The sequence below is a fragment of the Blautia wexlerae genome (assembly GCF_013300825.1).
Taxonomy (GTDB): Bacteria; Bacillota; Clostridia; order Lachnospirales; family Lachnospiraceae; genus Blautia_A; species Blautia_A wexlerae_B.
In genome coordinates this window covers 1-20,789 of sequence record NZ_JAAIMY010000042.1, presented here as the reverse complement: position 1 = coordinate 20,789, position 20,789 = coordinate 1, and the positions used below count along the sequence as shown (strand labels likewise).

At 34.8% G+C, this 20,789-nt stretch carries 18 protein-coding genes and 1 pseudogene; 2 read left to right on the top strand and 17 right to left on the bottom strand.

Annotated features, from left to right (window positions below; translation table 11 throughout):
- The 17 genes and pseudogenes from G4417_RS15005 to G4417_RS14925 form a co-directional block, all read right to left on the bottom strand.
- A pseudogene (locus tag G4417_RS15005) lies at positions 1-460 on the bottom strand (IS1634 family transposase); the annotation flags it as partial.
- Between the two features lie 502 nt (positions 461-962).
- Positions 963-2,078, bottom strand: a complete 1,116-nt coding sequence (gene glf / locus G4417_RS15000; RefSeq protein WP_330598401.1) for a UDP-galactopyranose mutase — start codon at positions 2,076-2,078, stop codon at positions 963-965.
- A gap of 177 nt (positions 2,079-2,255) precedes the next feature.
- Positions 2,256-3,728: an APC family permease gene (locus G4417_RS14995; RefSeq protein ID WP_173684050.1), complete on the bottom strand. Its 1,473-nt coding sequence runs from the start codon at positions 3,726-3,728 to the stop codon at positions 2,256-2,258.
- A gap of 3 nt (positions 3,729-3,731) precedes the next feature.
- Positions 3,732-5,501, bottom strand: a complete 1,770-nt coding sequence (locus G4417_RS14990; protein WP_173684049.1) for a phosphotransferase — start codon at positions 5,499-5,501, stop codon at positions 3,732-3,734.
- Between the two features lie 293 nt (positions 5,502-5,794).
- The gene (locus tag G4417_RS14985; RefSeq protein WP_173717697.1) at positions 5,795-6,871 is read right to left on the bottom strand and encodes an NAD/NADP-dependent octopine/nopaline dehydrogenase family protein; all 1,077 of its coding nucleotides are present in this window, start codon (positions 6,869-6,871) and stop codon (positions 5,795-5,797) included.
- Positions 6,872-6,882: 11 nt separating this feature from the next.
- Positions 6,883-7,770, bottom strand: coding sequence for a sugar phosphate nucleotidyltransferase (locus G4417_RS14980; protein ID WP_173684046.1), 888 nt, complete (start codon positions 7,768-7,770; stop codon positions 6,883-6,885).
- 19 nt (positions 7,771-7,789) lie between these two features.
- Entirely contained in the window at positions 7,790-8,707 is a 918-nt protein-coding gene (locus tag G4417_RS14975) for a LicD family protein (RefSeq protein WP_173684045.1), read from the bottom strand.
- A 62-nt stretch (positions 8,708-8,769) separates the two neighbouring features.
- The gene (locus tag G4417_RS14970; RefSeq protein ID WP_243872172.1) at positions 8,770-10,224 is read right to left on the bottom strand and encodes a flippase; all 1,455 of its coding nucleotides are present in this window, start codon (positions 10,222-10,224) and stop codon (positions 8,770-8,772) included.
- 99 nt (positions 10,225-10,323) lie between these two features.
- On the bottom strand, positions 10,324-11,520 hold the full coding sequence (locus G4417_RS14965) for a hypothetical protein (protein WP_173684044.1): 1,197 nt from the start codon (positions 11,518-11,520) through the stop codon (positions 10,324-10,326).
- Positions 11,521-11,573: 53 nt separating this feature from the next.
- The gene (locus G4417_RS14960; protein ID WP_173684043.1) at positions 11,574-12,578 is read right to left on the bottom strand and encodes a glycosyltransferase family 2 protein; all 1,005 of its coding nucleotides are present in this window, start codon (positions 12,576-12,578) and stop codon (positions 11,574-11,576) included.
- A 17-nt stretch (positions 12,579-12,595) separates the two neighbouring features.
- Entirely contained in the window at positions 12,596-13,624 is a 1,029-nt protein-coding gene (locus tag G4417_RS14955; RefSeq protein WP_173684042.1) for a glycosyltransferase family 2 protein, read from the bottom strand.
- A gap of 8 nt (positions 13,625-13,632) precedes the next feature.
- A complete protein-coding gene (locus G4417_RS14950) occupies positions 13,633-14,547 on the bottom strand; it encodes a glycosyltransferase (RefSeq protein WP_243872171.1) in 915 nt (304 codons plus the stop codon).
- The gene (locus tag G4417_RS14945; protein ID WP_118753111.1) at positions 14,537-15,037 is read right to left on the bottom strand and encodes a glycosyltransferase; all 501 of its coding nucleotides are present in this window, start codon (positions 15,035-15,037) and stop codon (positions 14,537-14,539) included. The genes G4417_RS14950 and G4417_RS14945 overlap by 11 nt, the downstream gene beginning before the upstream one ends.
- Positions 15,038-15,053: 16 nt before the next feature.
- Positions 15,054-15,503 carry a PssD/Cps14F family polysaccharide biosynthesis glycosyltransferase gene (gene pssD / locus G4417_RS14940; RefSeq protein WP_118753112.1) on the bottom strand — a complete coding sequence of 150 codons (450 nt, stop codon included), beginning with the start codon at positions 15,501-15,503 and terminating at the stop codon, positions 15,054-15,056.
- 366 nt (positions 15,504-15,869) lie between these two features.
- A complete protein-coding gene (locus G4417_RS14935; RefSeq protein WP_243872170.1) occupies positions 15,870-16,217 on the bottom strand; it encodes a transposase in 348 nt (115 codons plus the stop codon).
- A gap of 130 nt (positions 16,218-16,347) precedes the next feature.
- Positions 16,348-17,796 carry a sugar transferase gene (locus G4417_RS14930; protein WP_173684041.1) on the bottom strand — a complete coding sequence of 483 codons (1,449 nt, stop codon included), beginning with the start codon at positions 17,794-17,796 and terminating at the stop codon, positions 16,348-16,350.
- 649 nt (positions 17,797-18,445) lie between these two features.
- The gene (locus tag G4417_RS14925; RefSeq protein WP_118340187.1) at positions 18,446-19,747 is read right to left on the bottom strand and encodes a transposase; all 1,302 of its coding nucleotides are present in this window, start codon (positions 19,745-19,747) and stop codon (positions 18,446-18,448) included.
- Positions 19,748-19,854: 107 nt separating this feature from the next.
- Between G4417_RS14925 and G4417_RS14920 the strand changes: the two genes are divergently transcribed.
- On the top strand, positions 19,855-20,532 hold the full coding sequence (locus G4417_RS14920; protein WP_173717696.1) for an IS607 family transposase: 678 nt from the start codon (positions 19,855-19,857) through the stop codon (positions 20,530-20,532).
- The coding region (locus G4417_RS14915; protein ID WP_173684039.1) for a helix-turn-helix domain-containing protein at positions 20,495-20,789 on the top strand (295 nt) is incomplete at its 3' end. The genes G4417_RS14920 and G4417_RS14915, both read left to right, overlap by 38 nt.

The following is a 20,789-nucleotide window of genomic DNA, read 5'->3' as shown; positions in this document are numbered from 1 at the left end:
TCATACCAGAACTATACAGTGGATGATTGTATGCGTAATCCGGATAATGCTGTGCTACATTGCTCTCTTCTACAATAGAGTAAGATGCAAGGTCGAGCAGTAGTGCCATATCCCGCTCAGAAAAGAACTGTCCAAGCATCTTATCTAACGAATAATCCGATACTATCTTATGTATTGCAGCATATGTACCAACCCGCAGACAGCTGCTACGCTCTGTTCGGTCTTCCATACCTGATAAAACTGCATCTGGAAAGTATTTCAGAAAGGCTTCGTTAGGGATCATCATAGTGTCATCATCTGCACACACCTTGCCTATAGTTGCTCTCTGTGGATAGGTATATTTTTTCTCCGGATCATAATAGCGATCATACTCATACTTAATATATGTGATATCCCCGCGTCTTAATCGGGTCAATTTTCCATGCACATCCGGTATTTTGACTCTTAATTTCAGGTACATATTTGCCTCCTTTATTTAGGTTTATATAGCCCTAAAATCATTATACAATAAAACCCGCATTTTTGCAAGAAACTCCGCATAAATACGGGCTGTTTTTTAGTTTTATTTTCATTAGGGCTATTCATTTTTGGAAGTTAAGGATAAATCGCCAGATGCCTTTCACGGGCTTCCTTTTCTAAAAAATACTCTTTCATATTTTCCTACATATGTTTCTCATCCTTTGCTCAACATAATTTTTAAGCAACTTATACCACATATGATATGTCTATGCAAGATATTTATACTTTCTTTACAGAACTTTTAGGACTCGTTTACTTATTTTATAGGTACTTCATAGGGTCTGACCCTAGTATCACAGGATTTCACCAAAAGCTGTAACAGCTTCCTGATTTGTTCTTGCCATATGTGCAGTCTCCTTCGATATACTTTTTACGAATAAAATATATCAGGAAAATCTCCGATGGTCACTACGCCATGTTTTGAGGCACTTACGGAATATCAATTAATGTAATTCCTGGTCACAGCACTGCAATGCTGCCGCAATCACTTGATCCATATCATAATACTTATACTCACCCAGACGGCCGCCAAAGATCACCTTCTCTTCCTTTTCTGTCAGTTCCTTATATTTTCCATAAAGAGCACTATTCTTCTCATCATTTACAGGATAATAAGGTTCATCTCCTGGCTTCCACTCAGAACTGAACTCACGGCTGATCACAGTCTTCGGAAGGTCATTACCCTCCTCATCCTTTCCAAACTCAAACCATTTATGTTCGATGATCCTGGTCCACGGAGTTTCACGGTCTGTATAATTCACAGCTGCATTTCCCTGGAAATTCGGCTTGTCCAAAGTCTCTGTTTCAAAACGGACAGAACGATATTCCAGAGTCCCCAGTGTATAACCAAAATACGCATCAATAGGGCCCGTATAAACCACCTTATCTGCAATGGCATCCAGCTCTTTTTTGTTCTCCAGATAATCTGTATTCAGGCGAACTTCAATTCCTTCCAGAAGATTTGCTACCAGTTTTGTATAGCCGCCTACCGGGATTCCCTGATACAGTGCATTAAAATAATTGTTATCAAAAGTCAGACGCACCGGAAGACGCTTGATAATGAAAGAAGGAAGATCCTTGCAGTCACGGCCCCACTGTTTCTCTGTATAGCCTTTAATCAGCTTTTTATAAATATCACGTCCAACCAGAGAGATTGCCTGCTCCTCCAGATTCTCAGGTTCTATAATCCCAGCTTCTTTCCGCTGTTCTTCGATCTTCGCAGCAGCTTCTTCCGGAGTTACAACACTCCACATTTTATTAAAAGTATACATATTAAAAGGAAGACTGTATAACTCTCCTTTATAGTTTGCAACCGGACTGTTTGTAAAACGGTTGAACTCTGCAAACTGTGTGACATAATTCCATACTTTTTTATTATTTGTATGGAAAATATGTGCACCGTATTTATGTACATTGATTCCCTCGATTTTTTCTGTATAGACATTTCCTGCAATATTAGGCCGTTTGTCCACTACAAGAACTGTCTTTCCTGATTTTTTTGCTTCGTGAGCGAAAATCGCACCGTATAAGCCGGAACCCACTACCAAATAATCATACATTATCATTCACTCCTCATATTTTGTAATTTTAAAGCTAAAATCATCACGATCTCACCATTGACAACTGTAATAATAATCATTTTTGATTCTCAATACCTGAAATTTTGTTGTTTCTTAAAAATAGCATTTGGAATCATATTAATTAAAAAAGACAGAACTTGAAAAAAATCACAATAATCAAAACAACATCGGAATAATATATATTCCCAAGGCAACTATCGTTACTATTATAGTAATAATTTTCCAAATATTATATTCTCTATCCATTTTTTCTTTAGTCAAAACATCTGGTTCTTCAATATCACCAATTTCTTCCTCAATTGAAAGCATCTGATGTCCCTTATTATGTGTATATGCATAATAAAATACAATACATACTATTGTAATAATTCCTGCTGTAAGTAAGGCAACTTTATCAGCAAAGAGTAACATAAAGCAATATATTACAATAGTAACCAAACAACCTAATACGCCTAAAGGAGCTTTATATGGCCTTTTCATATCCGGATAACTTCTACGAAGTCCTATATAAGATAAACAGCCAATCATATAACATATAGCTAATGAAATCAATGAAACAGAAGCAATATAATTTATAGATCCTGTTGCGATCAAAATAAAGTTAATAAGCCCAACGCCTGTTATAGCCACATACGGCGTTTTAAACTTAGGGTGAATCTTGCTAAGAAACGACGGAAGGGCTCCATCTTCTGCCATTGTATAAATATATCTAGCTGGTGCCGCGATACCTGGATTAATTGTAGATAAATCTCCGCCAAATGCGATACCAATACATAAAAGTATAATTGGAAATCCGACTAGTCCAACAGCCTTTAATCCCTCAGCGTAAGGCGCATCTGCCACTGCCAAAACACCATAAAATTTCTTAGGAACAAGTCCAACAAGAAACCACTGAAATAATGCATTTAACGCAAATACTAAAAACACAGAGATCTTAAGAGCTCTGGGTAACGTAAACTGCGGATATTTCGTCTCTGCGCCCATAGATACGCAAGTTTCAAATCCTGTATAGCACCACCATACAAGTCCAAAAATATACATCATCTCATTAAAAGGTGGTAGACTATTCATTGCAATACCGCCAAAATATTCTATATGTATTTTGGGAATCATATACAAAAACCAACAAACAGAACAGCCCCAGAAAAAAAACATAAATGCTATCTGCGCCTTCCCGGATTGTTCAATTCCTCGATAATTTAATATTAAAAAAACAGCTACAAGAGCAATCGCAATTACACGGGAATCCAGCCATGCAATGTTAAGATTAAATTGTTCCAATAGAATTTTAAAATAATTAGCAAATGCAAGTGTCTCTCCTGCACCAATTGCTACAACTGAAATGATATAATGCCATCCTGCCATATTGGCCCAAACCCTGTTTAATCCTCGTTTCGCGTAATTATATGTTCCTCCTGCACAGGGCAACGCAGCGGACATCTCTCCATAAATAAGGCATGGCCAAATTGAAATCAGCAATGCTATAAATGTAAATCCTATAATCCACGATCCCACTAAGCCAATTTGTGCTGAGCCACAGGTAAACAATCCTACCCCTACTACAGTTCCTATCGTCATGCTGATAGATTCTTTTAGTCCAAGTACTCGAACCAGTTTATTCTCTTTCATATATCATTCTCCTTCACAGTCTAAAATATGATCTGCATACTTTTCTGCCATATCCCGCCAATTAATAAGAGCGTCTCCCATAACTGCTCCACAGGATTCCCGATACAATGCCCATACGTACCAATAATAAGCAATAATAGCCGTATATGCCCAAAAATGATAATATCTCTTCTCAGTATAACTATCTTGTAAATATTCTTTTATAAAACGTTCTGCTTCATCGAAATCATACATTGCATCAACAATATAATATCCAACATCAATTCCTGGATCAGAATACCCTGAATATTCCCAGTCAATAAGTATTACATTACCGTCTGGCTTGATCATCCAGTTATGTTTATAGGTATCACCATGACAAAAACATTTTTCGACCCCATCACCAGCAGTCTTTTTATAAAGTAATTCAATCTTTCTTTTTAATTTCTCATTTTTTTCAAAACATTCCGGAGCTTTTTTTCGAAGTAGTTTTTCAATCTCCAAAGAATCTTTCCAAGGGTCCATCCCATAATCAACTTTAATACCCGAACCATGAAGTTTTCTGAGTACACTTATAATTTTTTTTGAATCTTTAAATGAATTGTAATCCGGTTCTCTGAATTCTGATATGAATACTGATATCTTCCATCCTTCATTAATGTCAGCATAAATATAAGTAGGATCAATCCCTATTTCTTTTGCTTTAATCAGAGAGTTTTTTTCATTTTTACGACTAATAATGCTGTCTGTCCCATCCCCGGGATGACGATATATGTAATCCATACCATTAATTTCAAAAATAAATGATGTATTTGTCATTCCTTCATTTACATTACGAAAATTTACGATATCTTCTTCATCGCATCTGAAAATAAGTTTAATATTGTGGATAATTTCACTATGTGTATGTCCCTGATACTGGCTGTCAAACCTTCGCAAATCCTCGAAATAGTCAAATTCATAAATATTTCCTTCTTCATATTCTTTAAAATAGAATGATGGCAGATTATTCAGATTATCTTTAACCATCCATTCCCAAAAACTCTGATTATACTTTCCGACAGTCCTGTCTGCTTCCATAAGTTTAATAAAAGCGTTCGAGAAATCCTCATTCCAAAACGAATGTCCAAATAATACTTTTCCTGAATCCCTGTACTTTTCCATCATAATGATTTTTCCATTTTCATCAGTATCAACATACATCTCATTCGTTTTTTTCTTAATACTTATCCCTGCGTTAAATGTCTGATACTCATATTGATTAAAAGGATTTTCAACAAAATAGCTATCACTTACACATATATACGTGTTTCTTAGTTTTTCTTTTGCCAGGTACAAACTCTCTATGTTATTCTTTATATTAAAAGACTCATTAATTATAAAATTTACTCCATATTTGTCTTCCAAATAATAAAACATTTCTTTTTTGTATCCAAGCACAATCGTGATGTTCTTTATTCCAGCATCCTGAAGTTGCTGAATCTGTCTTTCAATCAGCTTCTCTCCTTTTACTTCAAATAAACCCTTAGGTTGTTCCAACGATAAAGGAATAAAGCGGGTAGATGCCCCGGCTGCTAAAATCACCGCATTATTTACACGGTATGGTTCCAAAGCTTCAAGCCCAGTATCAGTGATTTTAGATCCATTTTTCGCTATCAGTCCCGCCTGTATCAAATAATTGAAAACCTCTTGTTTTTGTAATGACTTTTTAACATCTAAATCAGAAGAACAATTAATTCGTCCAACGTTACCATTATAAAAACTATTTAATATATTGAATTCATCTTTTTTCATTAACTCTTCTTCCTCTCATGCGTTATTTTGCAAAATATCCATCACATAACTGATTTGAATATATTTTCTCTTCCGCTTTTATGCTCTTTGCTCAAATATAGTTTTTCGTTACCGCCTTCACTTGTTACGTTAAGTCTTACATAAAAGTCAGAAAAGAAATAATTTGCTGATGATATGTTTACAAAATCAAGAAGTAATATATCTTCACCCAATTTAATCATTTCCGCAGTTATATACTATTCTCAACAAGGTAAGAAACTGTAACATCTCTTTTATTTACATTTTCATAACTATTAGAGTGAATAAAAATCCACAAAATCTTGATATGTATTAATCCCGTAATCTTTGAAATTATATTCCTTTCTCTCACCTACAAGATCATGATACCATTGAAGGGTTTCCCTCATATTTGGCACATCAATATTTACATACTCTGCGATCTGTATTAAAATCACCAGCCCGTATGAAAAATCAGCGGTAAAATATCTTGAATTAAAATCAGGGATATATCCCCCTTCTACTTTTTTCGTTGGACTTGTCAGTCCCTTAAATCCGGTAATTCCCGATATCTTCTTTGTCATCGCTTCTGCAGTCGGGCTTTCATAATGAACACACAATGATTTTACATAGGATAAGTTAAACGGCAACGTCTTGCATAATTGCTGAACCTCTGTATCACAGGCGATAAGAAGCTCTGACGTTTCGTTATTCCAGTTTTCATAAAAAAGGGGAACTTTTTTGTAGACAACCCCTTCTTTCCAATCTCCGTACAAATTTCTGAGCCGCGTGGTATGAAGAATAGGGTTCGAAGGAGTAAGTGTAATATTTAAATAATTAGGAAGTGGCGTTGTTTTAACACCAATAATACTTTCAATTATCTTACAGCATTCTCCCGTCTCTTTATGTGGTATCGCAGCTACAAACATTTCATCTCTATATCCAATTGCCTTTACAGTATTTCCATATTCAGTAAGGCGGGCAACACTTGGCACTCTTTGTACCCCGAAAACTGTAGCACCTTTTTTAATACATCTATAAAATGCACACTCTCCACCACCAGTGCCCGGAACAATACATATTTTCAGCCCTGGTTTAACAAAAGGCTCTATTTTCTGTGCATTCAACCGCATTAGTGTAGCAGGCATGGTCACAAAGATCAGATCAGCATTGGAAAATGCTTCCTTCTCATCATCTGTTGCTTTCTCAATGATTCCACGATGAATAATTTCATTCTCTTCATTTACAACTGTTAAAAGTTTGTTTATTTTCTCCGGTTTTGAGCCGTAAACTACAACCTTGTGCCCATTTTCTGCACAATGAGCAGCAAATTGAGTCCCTATATTCCCTGCTCCTACTATCGTTATATTCATATCAATCATCCTTATCTATATGTTTCATCCAATTGAGCAAGTTCATAATAATTATCTATCTCCATAATATCCTGTTTATTGCATTGTCTTATCTCTACTTTATAATTTTCTTTTTTGAGAATTAATGGAACTTCCTCCCAGAAAACACCTTTATTGTCCTTATATATTTCAGCCCAGTCTGATCTCAGTTTCTGACAATCTTCCTTTGTCCAGTAGGCAATACCGTAATAATTATAGCAATAGGTATTACCCTTTTGATATTCCGAAATATAGCCATCTTTAATCCTGAATGACCAATCATCTGTCTCCAGTGAATAGGAACCTAAAATATTAGATACATATTGATATTTTCTAATCACCTCTGGATTTGTAATATATAGATCCGCTTCACAAAGATAACCGTTATTAATCTCTTTCGAAGCTAAGATCACTGAAGATATATTATTTTCTTTATCATACCGATCATTATCTATAAAACGCACAAATGGATATTTCTCAAGAATTTCATTAAACCGTTCCTTTTTATATCCCCTTATTATTACAATATCTTTAATACCAACATTCACCAGTGCATCTAGCAACGTATCTATAATTCGTTTGCCATTAACCGTTACCATGGGCTTCGGTCTGTCAGCTGTAGCAGGCATCATTCTTGCTCCAAACCCCGCTGCCATAATCACCGCCTTTTTAACTCTATAGGGTTCAAGTGCTTCTATACCTTTTGAAGTTATAGAAAGCATCTGTTTTCCCTCAATATACCCAGAAATTTTAGCTTCTTGCAAACTTTTAGATACAGTATTCCCCGAAATCTGAATCGCATCAGATATTTCTCTGATTCCATATTCCTTTTTCCCATTTTTCTCAATGAAACATAAAACTTCAAACAAATATCTGTTCACTATCTCACCTTTTCTCTTTCTATCTATTTGTATATTCTGTATATGATTTATCTGTATCAAAGAAAACGTTTCCATGTAGCGAAGTACCTATAACAAATTTCATATAATCACCATATGTCCTCGATAAAATAGCATGATAATTAACTGGTACTGGTATTTTTAAGAATTCAAAATCCATCATTTCACATTTATCAAAATCTTCTTTATATCTGTAAAACTTTGTATTCAATGGAGATAATGATAAGGGACATTTTTTTTCACAGATTATTGAATCATAGCTTACTGCCGCTTCTTCCATTTTTTTATAATAATACAGAGAACTCTTGCTTTTTAGTTTATAAAGTGGATAATATAATGTCTTTATCAACTGTTTTATTTTATTATCTGATGATGCAAAATCACTCCAGACTAGGCTGGTTTTATAAGCTTTTTCCTTCAGCATGGCAACTTTTTTCCGAAGTGTTTTTTCTTCTTCTGCATCATCCGGGATATTATCAAATGGAAATATATCTACAAATATACCTTGATTAAACTTTATATTTTTCCTAGTATCATTTGCCAATATAGCTGCCGTATCAGTTCTTCTGATCTGAACATGTCCGCGCAAAGAACCTGAATCTGTATATTCGGTCTGAAAAAAATACGGATATTTAAATTCTTTCATTCCAACCTCGCACAGTTTATTATAATTCTCACGGTCCATTTCAAAATCAATATCATCATCCCATGGGATAAATCCTTTGTGCCGGACAGCTCCAAGGGTTGTTCCGCCATCACTAAAAATCTTTATATTATATTTTTCACAGACTTCTATGATTTTCGCAGTAATATCTAATTCAACTGCCCAGACCTCTTTCATCTTTGATGTTACCGTATATCCACATCTGACTTCCTCATCTAAAAATCCATCTGGTAACTCTATATTTAAATCAACCATTTTAGTATTTATTCCTCCACTCTTTCGGACATAAAATATGCTGTAAAAATATTCTTCAAGTATTATTTCCTTCTTCTTATGATTTTCAAAGCATCATAAATAACATTATCTTTTAACACAATTAACATAATTCCATATAATGCCATGCCAAATATGACCTGACATACAGAAATGCTTATACTTCCCTGATAATTTCCACCTATAAACAATACTGCCCAAAACATCACAAAACCAGCAAGCAGTTTCTTCCAAAGAACATTCAAGATTTTTTTCCAATTTATAAATCCCTTGCTCATGTGAACATAAATAGCACTGATGACACACTCTGCCACAACACTTGCAAGCGTAGCACCATTTGCACCATATTTATAAATCAATGCCAGATTCAGCAAAAAATTGGTTACTGCTCCCGCAATAATTCCTTTGGAGCTTCTGGCACGCTGACCTGAAGGGGTTAAATATTGTGACCCCATAATATTGCTAATACAGATCACCAACGGTAATGGACTCATTAAATACAGAAGCGTAACTACCGGTTCATAACCATTTCCAAAAAACCATGGAACAAAATTCCTTGCAGCTCCCCAAATTCCAAACATAATTGGAACCGCAAGCGCAAAAATAAACTCGAAGCTTTTATTAATTTTATCCTTAATTTCTTCTGTCCGACCTTCGGCAAAAAGATACGATTGTCTGGAAACCATTACAGTATTCAAAGAAAAAAGCAAACTCTCTATCATACGGATAATTTTTGTCGCCTGCTCATAATAACCGTTTAATTCTTCAGACTTAGTAATTGCGCCAATCATTGTTTTATCTAACACAGTATAAACAGATGTAGCAACTGTAGGTATAAAGTATGCGAACGTCTGCTTTAAATGGATTTTGAATGGATGAAGCGTTTTAAACTCTACTTTCGCTAATAATTTAGGAAGATAAGTCCACATAGAAATATTACCAATCAATCCTGTAGCAGCCATAATGCCTACATACAGGAATATATCGGTTTCGTTTTTTACAAAAAGAAACAGTAATATAATTCCTGTGATTTTCACCAAAGTATTTCGAATAACAATATATTTAAATTTTTCAAATCCTCCAAAATACCAGGATATATCAAACGCAACCGCCAAAACAGATAAAGTTAGTACACTATAAATTGCTGTATACTGTGTTGAAATAAAAATCCATGCTATCCAAACTATTAATGATACTGCTGTAGTCGTAAGTGAAAGAATTTCAATTTCCCAAAACAACTTAGAAGATGTTTCTGGATCATCACGATGCATCGCTATTTCTCGCTGTCCATAAGAAGCTGTTCCTAAAGCTGCAAATAGTGTAAAATACGTCACAATTGAATTTGTGTAACTATAAATTCCAACTCCGTTTGAACCTAATACTCTGGAAATATATGGTGCAGTAATCAATGGAGTGATTAAAGAGAGCACTTGATATATCGTATTATATATATAATTTTTTTTAATGCTGGTTTGCACCATTTTCTTATGATTTGCCATATATTATGATTCCTTCATAAATTTCAATTTCTTAAAGATTAAAGTTTAGTTTTCAATCTGTGTTTTATAAAAACTAATTTCTAAATATTCTCAGTGTTATCAAAGTTTTATCTTGATCCGTCTTCGTTTTGTAACCACTCTATTTGGCATCCATTCTCTTTTTCCATCCGAAGTCCTATTGGACAACAATAATTTTATTCCTAAAATTAATAATGGATTCAATGCTGTATTAAACATAATATTATTAATTATTGAAAAAACACATATAGCAAAACACCAACTAATTAATTTAATATTATTCGTTTTCATAGCATAATGAGAAAGATAAGTATACAAAAACATTATTATTGCAAATAAAATCAATCCATATCCTATGAGCATATAAACATATCCACAATCTATATAAAAATAATGATTAACAAAATTTTGATCTATATATTCTTGGTTAGACTTTATTCTCTGTCCTATCAAATTTACTCCATATTGCTCAAAACCTTGCAGATTAAATTTCAACCTATTATTAATCATTTCATTGAACGCAAATATAATTGCAGAACTCTTATATTTTAAAGATGCTAAAATTACTGATACTGCCGCAAGTGGATACATAAACGTAGCAATACAGGTCATAAACTTATGCTGCTTATTCACGTTTATGCTGCCTAATATCAAAACAACCAACATGAAAATAATATATACATAGAATTCCAGACGTACTGTGCATACTTTATATACCAAGATATGTACAGGTAAACTCAAAATCAAGAACAATCGTTCCATCTTTTTAGACCGAATAAGCCAATAAATTGCAAAAGTTTCCATTAAAATAACACATGGAACATTTGAATAATATGCAAATCCCAAACAATGTGCTTTCATATTTTCATGATAATAAATATCATCCGGTATGAATCCCAACAAAGCTGGCACAATAACTATGCATAAAAAGATAGCATTATTTATTACACTGCTCTTTACAATTTTACGTACATCAATATGAAGAGATGTAACAATTGATATTCCATATAATGCAAAAGTAATATCGTGCATGATAATTGCTGATATAAGTATTACAATTCCAAATAAAAAAGCACTCACAAAATCAAAGATTTTATATTTATCGATGCAGAAAGACCATAAAAATATAGTAGCCGATAAGTACTGTACCACTTCACATATTTGAAATCTATTAACTCCAAACAGATATGAATTTCCAATTACCACTGCTGATAATCCCATGAGAAAATATCCTACTAAATATAAAGTTTCTTTATTAATCTTTATTAATTTCTTCATATCATCCTACTCTGATTTACCTTTTTCCAATAACTCTAATTAAAATGAATCGACTACTTAAGCATTCCAATCTTCTTAAACAAAATTGTAGTTGGTACAAATAAACTATAGCTAGTTTTTCTGTTAATTTTAATAAATTCCATAATTTTGCCTTTAGGTCCGTTATACAACTCTTTATTCCGTTTTTTTAACCATTCATCAAACCTTTTAATTTCATTTATAGCTTCTTTAGGAGACATGTGTAGATAAATTACATACTGATTATAAATCGCATATTTAATTCTCAATATAACAATTTCTCTCACCTTGATATTCAAATCATCCTCATGTTTTTTATAAAATGAAACCAGTCGTTTAGTTACTTTTAGATGCTGATCTCGGCGTTTAATCATATTTTCCATATTCATACTCTGTGTCTGAGAACCAAGTAAATACTGATAAACAGGATAATCTAAACATGCAAAAGAATTTATATACAAAAGTGGAAATATACAATATTCCATATCTACATAAAAACAATTTTCATCAATAATTGCCCCCATTTTCTGGATTACTTCTCTACGAAATGTAAGCGAATGCATGTATAATATAACTTTGTCCAATTCCTCCAATCCATGAACTTCTTCATAACTAACCTCATTATCCCAAGGATTCATCTGCCTTTTTTTTGTTCTGGTATTATATTCAATCTCATCATAAGGATTTAATACCATGTCTGTATCTATTTTCTCTAAAAATGCTACAAGTCTATTCAAATTTTCACTATTTACCCAATCATCAGCATCTAAAATTTTATAATACTTTCCGCAAGCATATTTAATACTAGTATTGATTGTTGAACCATGTCCTCCATTTTTTTTATTTACCAATCGAATGGAATCTCTGTATCTTTCAACGTATTTTTGGACAACCTCTGCCGTATGATCTTTTGAACCATCATTTACCACAATAATATCCAATTTTTCAAGTACATTGGAGCGAATTAACGAATCCAAACAATTTACAATATCTTTTTCTGCATTATATGCAGCAATACTTAAAGATAATATTTTTTCCATGTTGTAAACTCCTGTATCTATTGACGACTTTTATCCGTCATATTTTTCATATTTAAAAGCAAAACAATTATCACATTCAAATTATATTTCAATAGTTTCAACAAGATATAGTGATCCTTCTGTAATTTATCTTTCACTTTATTCAAATACTTTGTATTTTCCTGCAGCATCCTATCTTCACGAATTTTTCCCAAGTATTCTACATGTTCTCTCATAAATTTCCAGTGATTATAGCGCGACTGTGTAATTGCCCGCCCAGCCGTTTGCAATACTTTTATAGCAAACAATTGATCAAAGTTTGGAACTTCCCACTTTTCACTCTGTTTTTCGATTTCTTCAAAGATTTTCTTAAATGTAAAATAATAATTTTCATCAAACTTACCCGTCATTCCTGATCCACATCGATAATTATAGATAGTCTCATTTAGATATACAAAAGTCTTTGCATTACTAAAAAATTCAATTGACTGCAATGTATCTTCTCCTGTGCTGATTCGTCCAAATTGCTGATATTTTTTCTCCGCATCTATGCAGTCTCGTTTAATCATTTTTCCACACACACTCACAATACTATGGTAGCAGAGAAATTCTTTTAAAACGTCTTTTCTCTCTACAATACAGTCCTTATTACTAGTAAAAATATCTTTAAATGCAATTGTTTTATTTTTTCCATCATAAATATTGTGATTATAAATAACGATATCAGGATATTTATATTTTTTTACAATCTTCTTCAACTTTACAAGTGCTTCATCCTCAAGCAAATCATCTGAATCACAATTTATAACATAATCACCTTTCGCCTGCTTAAATCCAAAACGTCGTGTCCATAAAAGGCCATGATTTGTGTTGTGATATACCATTATAAAGTTTGGATGTCTTCTCTGATATTCATCACAAATCAATCCGCTTCTATCTGTAGACCCATCATCCACTAAAATTATTTCATAGTTTTTTTCATTATCGATTTGATAAATTATCGATTCCAGGCAATCTTCAATATATTTTTCAACGTTATATACTGGTACAACAATACTAAACAACATAATTTCCCTCACAATTTATTAAGAAGAACCTTGATATCGTATGTCAGATTCAACCCTTTATTATAAAAATTTATATATTTCTTATTCAACAAACTTTTCTTAGCTTTGAATGATTTTTTGTATCCACATACTTGCTTTGCCAATGTCGCATATTCAGGTACCATTATATTTCCATAGCCTTTTAGAAGTTCTTGCATCTGCGCTTCAACATTGTATTCGTTCAAATATTGATTCACCTGTTTAAAATACGCAGGTAAACTTCTTCCCAGACCAACTGTATTTCCTCCATGCTGTCGGTAGCTCATATGCGGTTTCGTATCAACAAATACTTTTCCTTTCAAGCAAAGACACACTTTAAGAATCCATGTATCATGCATTAGCATATACTGTGGCTCATACTGAATTACTGCATTCAATAATTCTCTATTAAAAACACCTGTACATCCTGCAAAATCAGATAGAATAAATCTGGTTATCAATGTTCTTTTATCATTCAATTCATGATTTGATAAGAAATTTAGGTTTCTATCAACCAATCGTTGTCCACAATAATATAATGCCGGAATTCCTCTATTTACTGATTTCAACGATTGCACTGCAATATATAATTTATCCGTATCCCAAACATCATCTTGATCAGAAAAAGCAATATAATCCCACTCTAATTTTGCAGATTTTTTCATCAAATCAAAATAACCTTTTTGAACATTTAAATGCTCTCCTGTATACCAATTCAACTTATTGTTTTTTGAATAGCACTCAAGAATTTCTTTTGTTTTATCGTTTGAACCATCATCCCTTACAAGAATATCGACTTGAATATTTTTCTGTCGTAAAATGCTATCTAGTTGCTCCTGTAAATACTTTTCTCCATTATATGTTGCCATTATTACTAATACTTTAGCTATCATCTCATCTTCCATACATTTCACCTACCAGCTTTTCCAGTTCCTCGTTGAACTTCGCGTTATTGCTGATCATGCCATGGCCCATCCCAGCAACAATCTTGTCGTAGTTTGTTATAATATCCCCTAGCGTTTCAATATCTTCTACATCAATAATCGTACCCATACGTTTTGACACATTTCGCGCAAACTCCATTTGGTGATCATTGACATGCTCGTTAAACTGATGCTGCCGTGGCACGACAATCGGCGTCTTGCCAATCTGCAGTGGCATAATAAAACTCGCTGGTCCTCCGTGGGTAATCACAATACGAGCATCTGCCACATTTTTGACCATCTGCTGATAGGGGAGTAATTTACTCCACTGGCAATATTGAGGCCTGTATGTACTAAATCCCGTTTGAATAATCACATCATCCTGAATCGTTCCATCTTTTTTTAATTCGTCTATTTTTTGGAGCAACCGATTAAATGGTTGTTCATGCGTTCCTACCGTCACAAAAATCATCGTTTTCGTCCCCTACCTAAAATATACTGCCCAGGTTAATTGCTTTCGGATAAACCTTTTTCTGTTCTTCCCACTGCACAATAAACTTATCTACAATGGGATAGACCATCTTACCGGTCATTGTCGGCTTGTCAATACGATCAAACACCTCAATGTAAACCAGTTTTGCGCCCATCTTCTTTCCAAGATAAAAGAACGGAACAGCCACAGCTGCGCCACACGAAATGATTAGATCTGGTTTTTCTTTATGAAGTACTTTCCATGCAATTTTTGTATTTTTAATAAGTGCTCTTAGACTACGATTGGTTGGATAATAGCAAGGATACATTTTTTCTCCTTCTAAGAGGCTTCTCGCATCTTCTTTATCAAATGTTACCCAAAAATGCTCTTTATCTTTCCAAAAAGGTTTTAACATATAAAGATGGGTTAAATGACCACCTGATGAACCTACTAAACATACTTTCATATTCTCTAGCTCCTTTATCCCCCAAAATATTTATGTATACATCGGAATGAGATTTTTTAGTATTACCTCTTTTTCATAACTCTCTTCTCAGCATTTATATAAGAAATATCTCTCATTTGCAGGCTTTTTAGATATATAAGTTCAACAAACCCGTATGTTATACGCATAAATATATTTTTAACTACTCTTAATTCTTATAACTTCGAATACACCCCATCCTTCGAATCACTCCAAACCGGTGGTTCTTCGGCGACGCCTGCGTTGGGCCGCCTGGCGGTATTCAACCGGAAAGGAGGCGTCACTGGCGCTTCCTCTCTTGCTGATCACTCAGCATTTATATAATATAAGAGGCATTTCTGCCGCTTATTAACTTGGTTTGTTGTTTTTCCGGAAGCTTTCCTGGCATTTGCGGACCAGGTTTCGGGCGCCGTTCAGGAAACGGTTGACCTGATGGCCGTTCTGGCAGATGAATATGCTGCCCTGTTTTTTTCCGGTGGCTCCGCAGATGGAACATTGCTTTTCTGTTCCGTCGGCGCGTAGCTCAAGTACCAGGATCCCTTCTGCCCAGGCTTTGTATTTCAGATAATTCCGGATGCGGGTACTTAAGTGAAGGGGCGAATAATTGCCGCTTCTGTACATGGATATCCTGGAAAAATCTTCATCATACTCCGGCAGTACCAGTATCCCGGTGTGATTTTCTTTGCAGAAATCCATGATTTCCTTGCTGACCTGATCTTCATTAGTCCCAGACCTAAAAAGACATATTTCACAACCATTTTAAAGAATACCATTGATATTTTCCTTTCCGCAATTAATACAGATGCTCCTGATCTCAACCTTCCTCTCACATCGCCCCATCACTCTTAAACACACTCAGAACCGTCTGAAACAGAATCTTCATATCCAGCTTCAAACTCCACTCACTGATATACTTCGTATCCAACTTCACTACTTCCTCGAAGTCCGTAATGTTGCTTCTTCCACTCACCTGCCACATTCCGGTAAGGCCGGGGCGAAATGCCATTCTTGCTCTGTGGTGTGGTTCATACAGTTCCCACTCATCCACTGTCGGTGGCCTTGTACCTACGAGACTCATATCGCCTTTTAGTATATTATAGAACTGTGGGAATTCATCAAGGCTTGTTTTCCTGATGAACTGCCCGATACCCGTTTTTTTCCTTCCATCCGGCAGAATCTTATTACCTATAATCCTTGGGTCAAAATCCATCTTGAACATTAACCCGTCACTGATCTTATTCTGATCCATCAGTTCTTTCTTACGCTCTTCCGCATCCATATACATACTTCGGAACTTATACATCTTGAATTTTCTGCCATTACGTCCGATTCTCTCCTGTGCGAAGAAAATTGGTCCCGGAGAACTGAGATAGATCATCGGTCCGAAAATAACTGTAATTATCAGAGTGATAAGGCAGCCTGCCAGACCCCCTGCAATATCTATAAGACGTTTGACAAGCAGTTTCGATGAATCTGCATAGTTCATGCTCGTAGTGATGACTGTATAATCGCCAATCTTTTCTACCTGCTGACAGCTTGTCTCCATTGAAACCGGAGGCCTGATTTCTGCATGCACTGTAATTCCCATCTCCAGAAAGGTATCTATAAGATCATTCGGATATTCACTTTCTTCACAGGTTGGAATAAATATTTCATCTATCCATTCACCACAGGCGAATTCAATCACATCTTTACGGTCAGACACAACGGGAATCCCACAGATTGTTTTTCCTCTCAGATCTGAATCCAGAGAAACGGCTCCTATTTTGGAATAGCCCAGATGTTTCTCCGAAACTGTCTGAAGTGTTTTTTCCAGAATTGCTTCCGGTGACAGGATCAGAAGTGATTTTCCGTTGGAATTAAGTTCTCTTTTCCGAAGAGTCCTCTTCCAGACCAGTCGGGCTGTATAGGATATTGTAATATACAATGGAATCATAATATAATAGGAAATCCTTGAATAAATTCCTCCCATCTGTACAGTAAACAGATAGAGCGTTGCCACCAACTCAACCAGTATCACATGTTTGCATGTGGCAATCAATTCCTCAAAGTAACCTCTCTTCAAAACATTTTTGAAAGAATCAGATACGATTTCCACAAAGAAATCGATAAACAGAAATGCAATTGCAAGAATCCGGTACTCATTATCCATATATGGATTATCTGTCCCAAACCGGATTATATACGAGATAACAAATGCCAGCTGCATACATAAAATATCCAGCAGCATAAAATCCAGATGCTTCGTCCATCCTTTTGCCTTTTTCCGATACATACTTCTCCAACTCCTGATAAATATTTTTCTCTTTCAGATTTCATACTGCAAGGTTCTTTACCAATCGTATCTATCATATTCTGATTACACTATTTTGTCAATGACTGTCGGGAATTTTTTATATTTAAACATACAATGTCACCTTTTTTATCCTTATTATAGTGGAATATTAACTATAGAGTTCCTCTTAAAAATCCCCAAAAGTCAAAATAACGTAGAAATCTGTCAAAATACAGATAGCGTTTTGTTGCCGGAAGGGTTATACTGAATACATATTAAATAAAACTGTCTATAGCAATTCCATAAAAAACAATGCAATCAGGACAGTTCAGCAGGGCTTCACGCTCTGATGGACCGGATTGCCTGAGTATTTCCATAAAATTGTTATGACTATAGAATTGCTATGATCAGACAAATATTTATTATGGGGGTTATTAACAGTTAAATATAAATTATAAAATCATATAAGCACATGTTGAGTTTTATAAGATATTAGAGTAGAATATTATAGAGATGAGCAAAACACATTAATTCAAAAGTAGGACGTGGCAGTTAGTTTCCATAAAGTTTGAGGTTACGATTTTATGGCATAGCAAAGCTAACGTAAGTCCAAAACTTACGAAATCATAAGACTATGAGAAATTTTTAATCAAGCAATTCGTTTTATTGTTTTTAGTTTGCGATAAGACTGACCGGAATGTCTAGTGATTGCGGCAACGGCAACTGCCAGTAAACTGATATGGGCAAGTGTGTTTAAGTTTGTAACAGACGCTTTATTTCTCACCCACATCCGCTCCTGACCAGTATTTTTAAAACGCGAATTATAGCGTTCACATTCTGTGCGGAGTGAATAATTACTTTCAAAATATTTGCTGTCCCTATCAATGGAAAGTCTTAAATCATCAGGAATGGTGAGATATTTCGTACAGCCACGATGCTTTTTACCATTATAGAAATTTTTGTGGTGGCATGGGCAAACGGTATCTTTACTTGATTTTAGAGGACAACAAAACTTTTGACGGGTACGACCACAATCGGAAAACTTACCATCCTTCCACATGGCAAGCCCTGCTTCGCAAATGGGATTCCCTTGAGGAAGAAGTTTCGGATTTTTGGAATTACGTTTGTTTAATGGAATGATACATTCTCCATTGTAAAGATCCTTAACCTGATTGTAGATATTTTTGACATCGTAACCTTTGTCGGCAAGGAATGTGCAGTCCGTTATTGGTTGAAAGGAATGGGTAGCAGCAAGGATATCTAAAGCGACGGTAGCATCATGAACTTCCGCGGTTGTGGTCATTTCATAAATAGGAAGACCTGAAATACAGTCTACAAGGACATGATTTTTATAGCCCCAATAGAATTCATATTTTTTCTCGTTCGTTTGATTGGATGCAGTGTGGACGCCGAGTTTACAATCCGAATCCGCCCTTGGTTGATTTCCGGGTTTAAACTTATTTGAGAGAAAAGATTTCGGATTATTCTGTGAAGTATTTGCAGAGACAGGGGTTGAATCTAAGCCAATAAAAGAAGTGTCTACAATACCTTCTTTAGAAAGGAATAACACCTGAGTTTTCATGATTTCAGAGAGAACTTTGTTATCGAAATTTTTCAGGAAGCGATCAAAAGTCCAATAAGAAGGAAGTGGACGAGAAATATCAAAGCCACAAAAATGCGCAATCAGAAGATTATTGTGAAGATAATCGACAAGATCGGAAATCATGGAGAAGCCTTCGCATTTCATGACAATAAAGGAACAAATCATAGCGTGATTTGAAAAGCCTTTCCTTCCTGTCTTGGGGAATTCCGGAACAAAGGATAAATCAAGATTCAAAAAAAGAGAATCATAAAACTTTGCAACTGGTTGTGAAGTGAAAAGACGAATGTCTTTCAAAATTTCTTGACGATAGATAACAATCAGCTCCTTTCGGTGAATTGATTTTGACAACTTAATTATATCATTTGGAGCTGATTGTTACTATAAATTTGAAGTGATTAATGAGGTTGCCATGCCTCGCAAACCCGCATAAATACTGAATGTGTGGAGTTTTGCTCATGGCTAGAATATTATTGAAAGGAGTTGATACTTTGAGTAAATATTATTCTATACATGAATTTTCAAAAATTATAGGGGTATCTGCCCAGACATTACGAAATTGGGATGCCAATGGAAAACTTCATCCGTATCATACTACAGTAAGTGGCTATAGATATTATTCTGATGAGCAACTCAACCAGGTAATAAATGTAAAGCCTAAAAACCGCATTACAATTGGATATTGTCGCGTTTCCAGCCATAAACAGAAAGATGATCTGGAACGACAGATTGATAATGTTAAGACATATCTTTTGGCAAAAGGACAGCCGTTTGAGATAATAAGTGATATCGGTTCCGGGATTGATTATAAGAAAAAAGGACTTCAGGAATTGATCAGGCGAATATCTCAAAATCAGATTGAAAAGGTTGTTGTTTTATATAAAGACCGGCTATTACGATTTGGTTTTGAGCTGATAGAATATATCGCTTCACTTTATAATTGTGAGATTGAGATTATTGATAATACTGAAAAATCCGAACAGCAGGAACTTGTTGAAGATTTGGTTCAGATAATCACAGTATTCAGTTGTAAATTACAAGGAAAACGAGCGGATAAAGCTAAGAAACTTATCCGTGAACTGATACAGGGGGAAACAGATGGTAAAAGCCATAAAAGTAATGCTGATACCAAATAATGTACAGAAAACTAAGATGTTTCAGTACGCAGGTGCTTCAAGATTTGCTTATAACTGGGCTTTGGCCAGGGAAATAGAAAACTATGAAAAAGGCGGAAAATTCCTTTCAGATGCAGAACTCAGAAAAGAATTTACAAAGCTTAGACATTCTGATGAATATGCATGGTTATTGAATATTTCAAATAATGTAACCAAACAGGCGATCAAAGATGCCTGTACTGCGTATAAGAACTTTTTTAAGGGTTTGCAGAAATTCC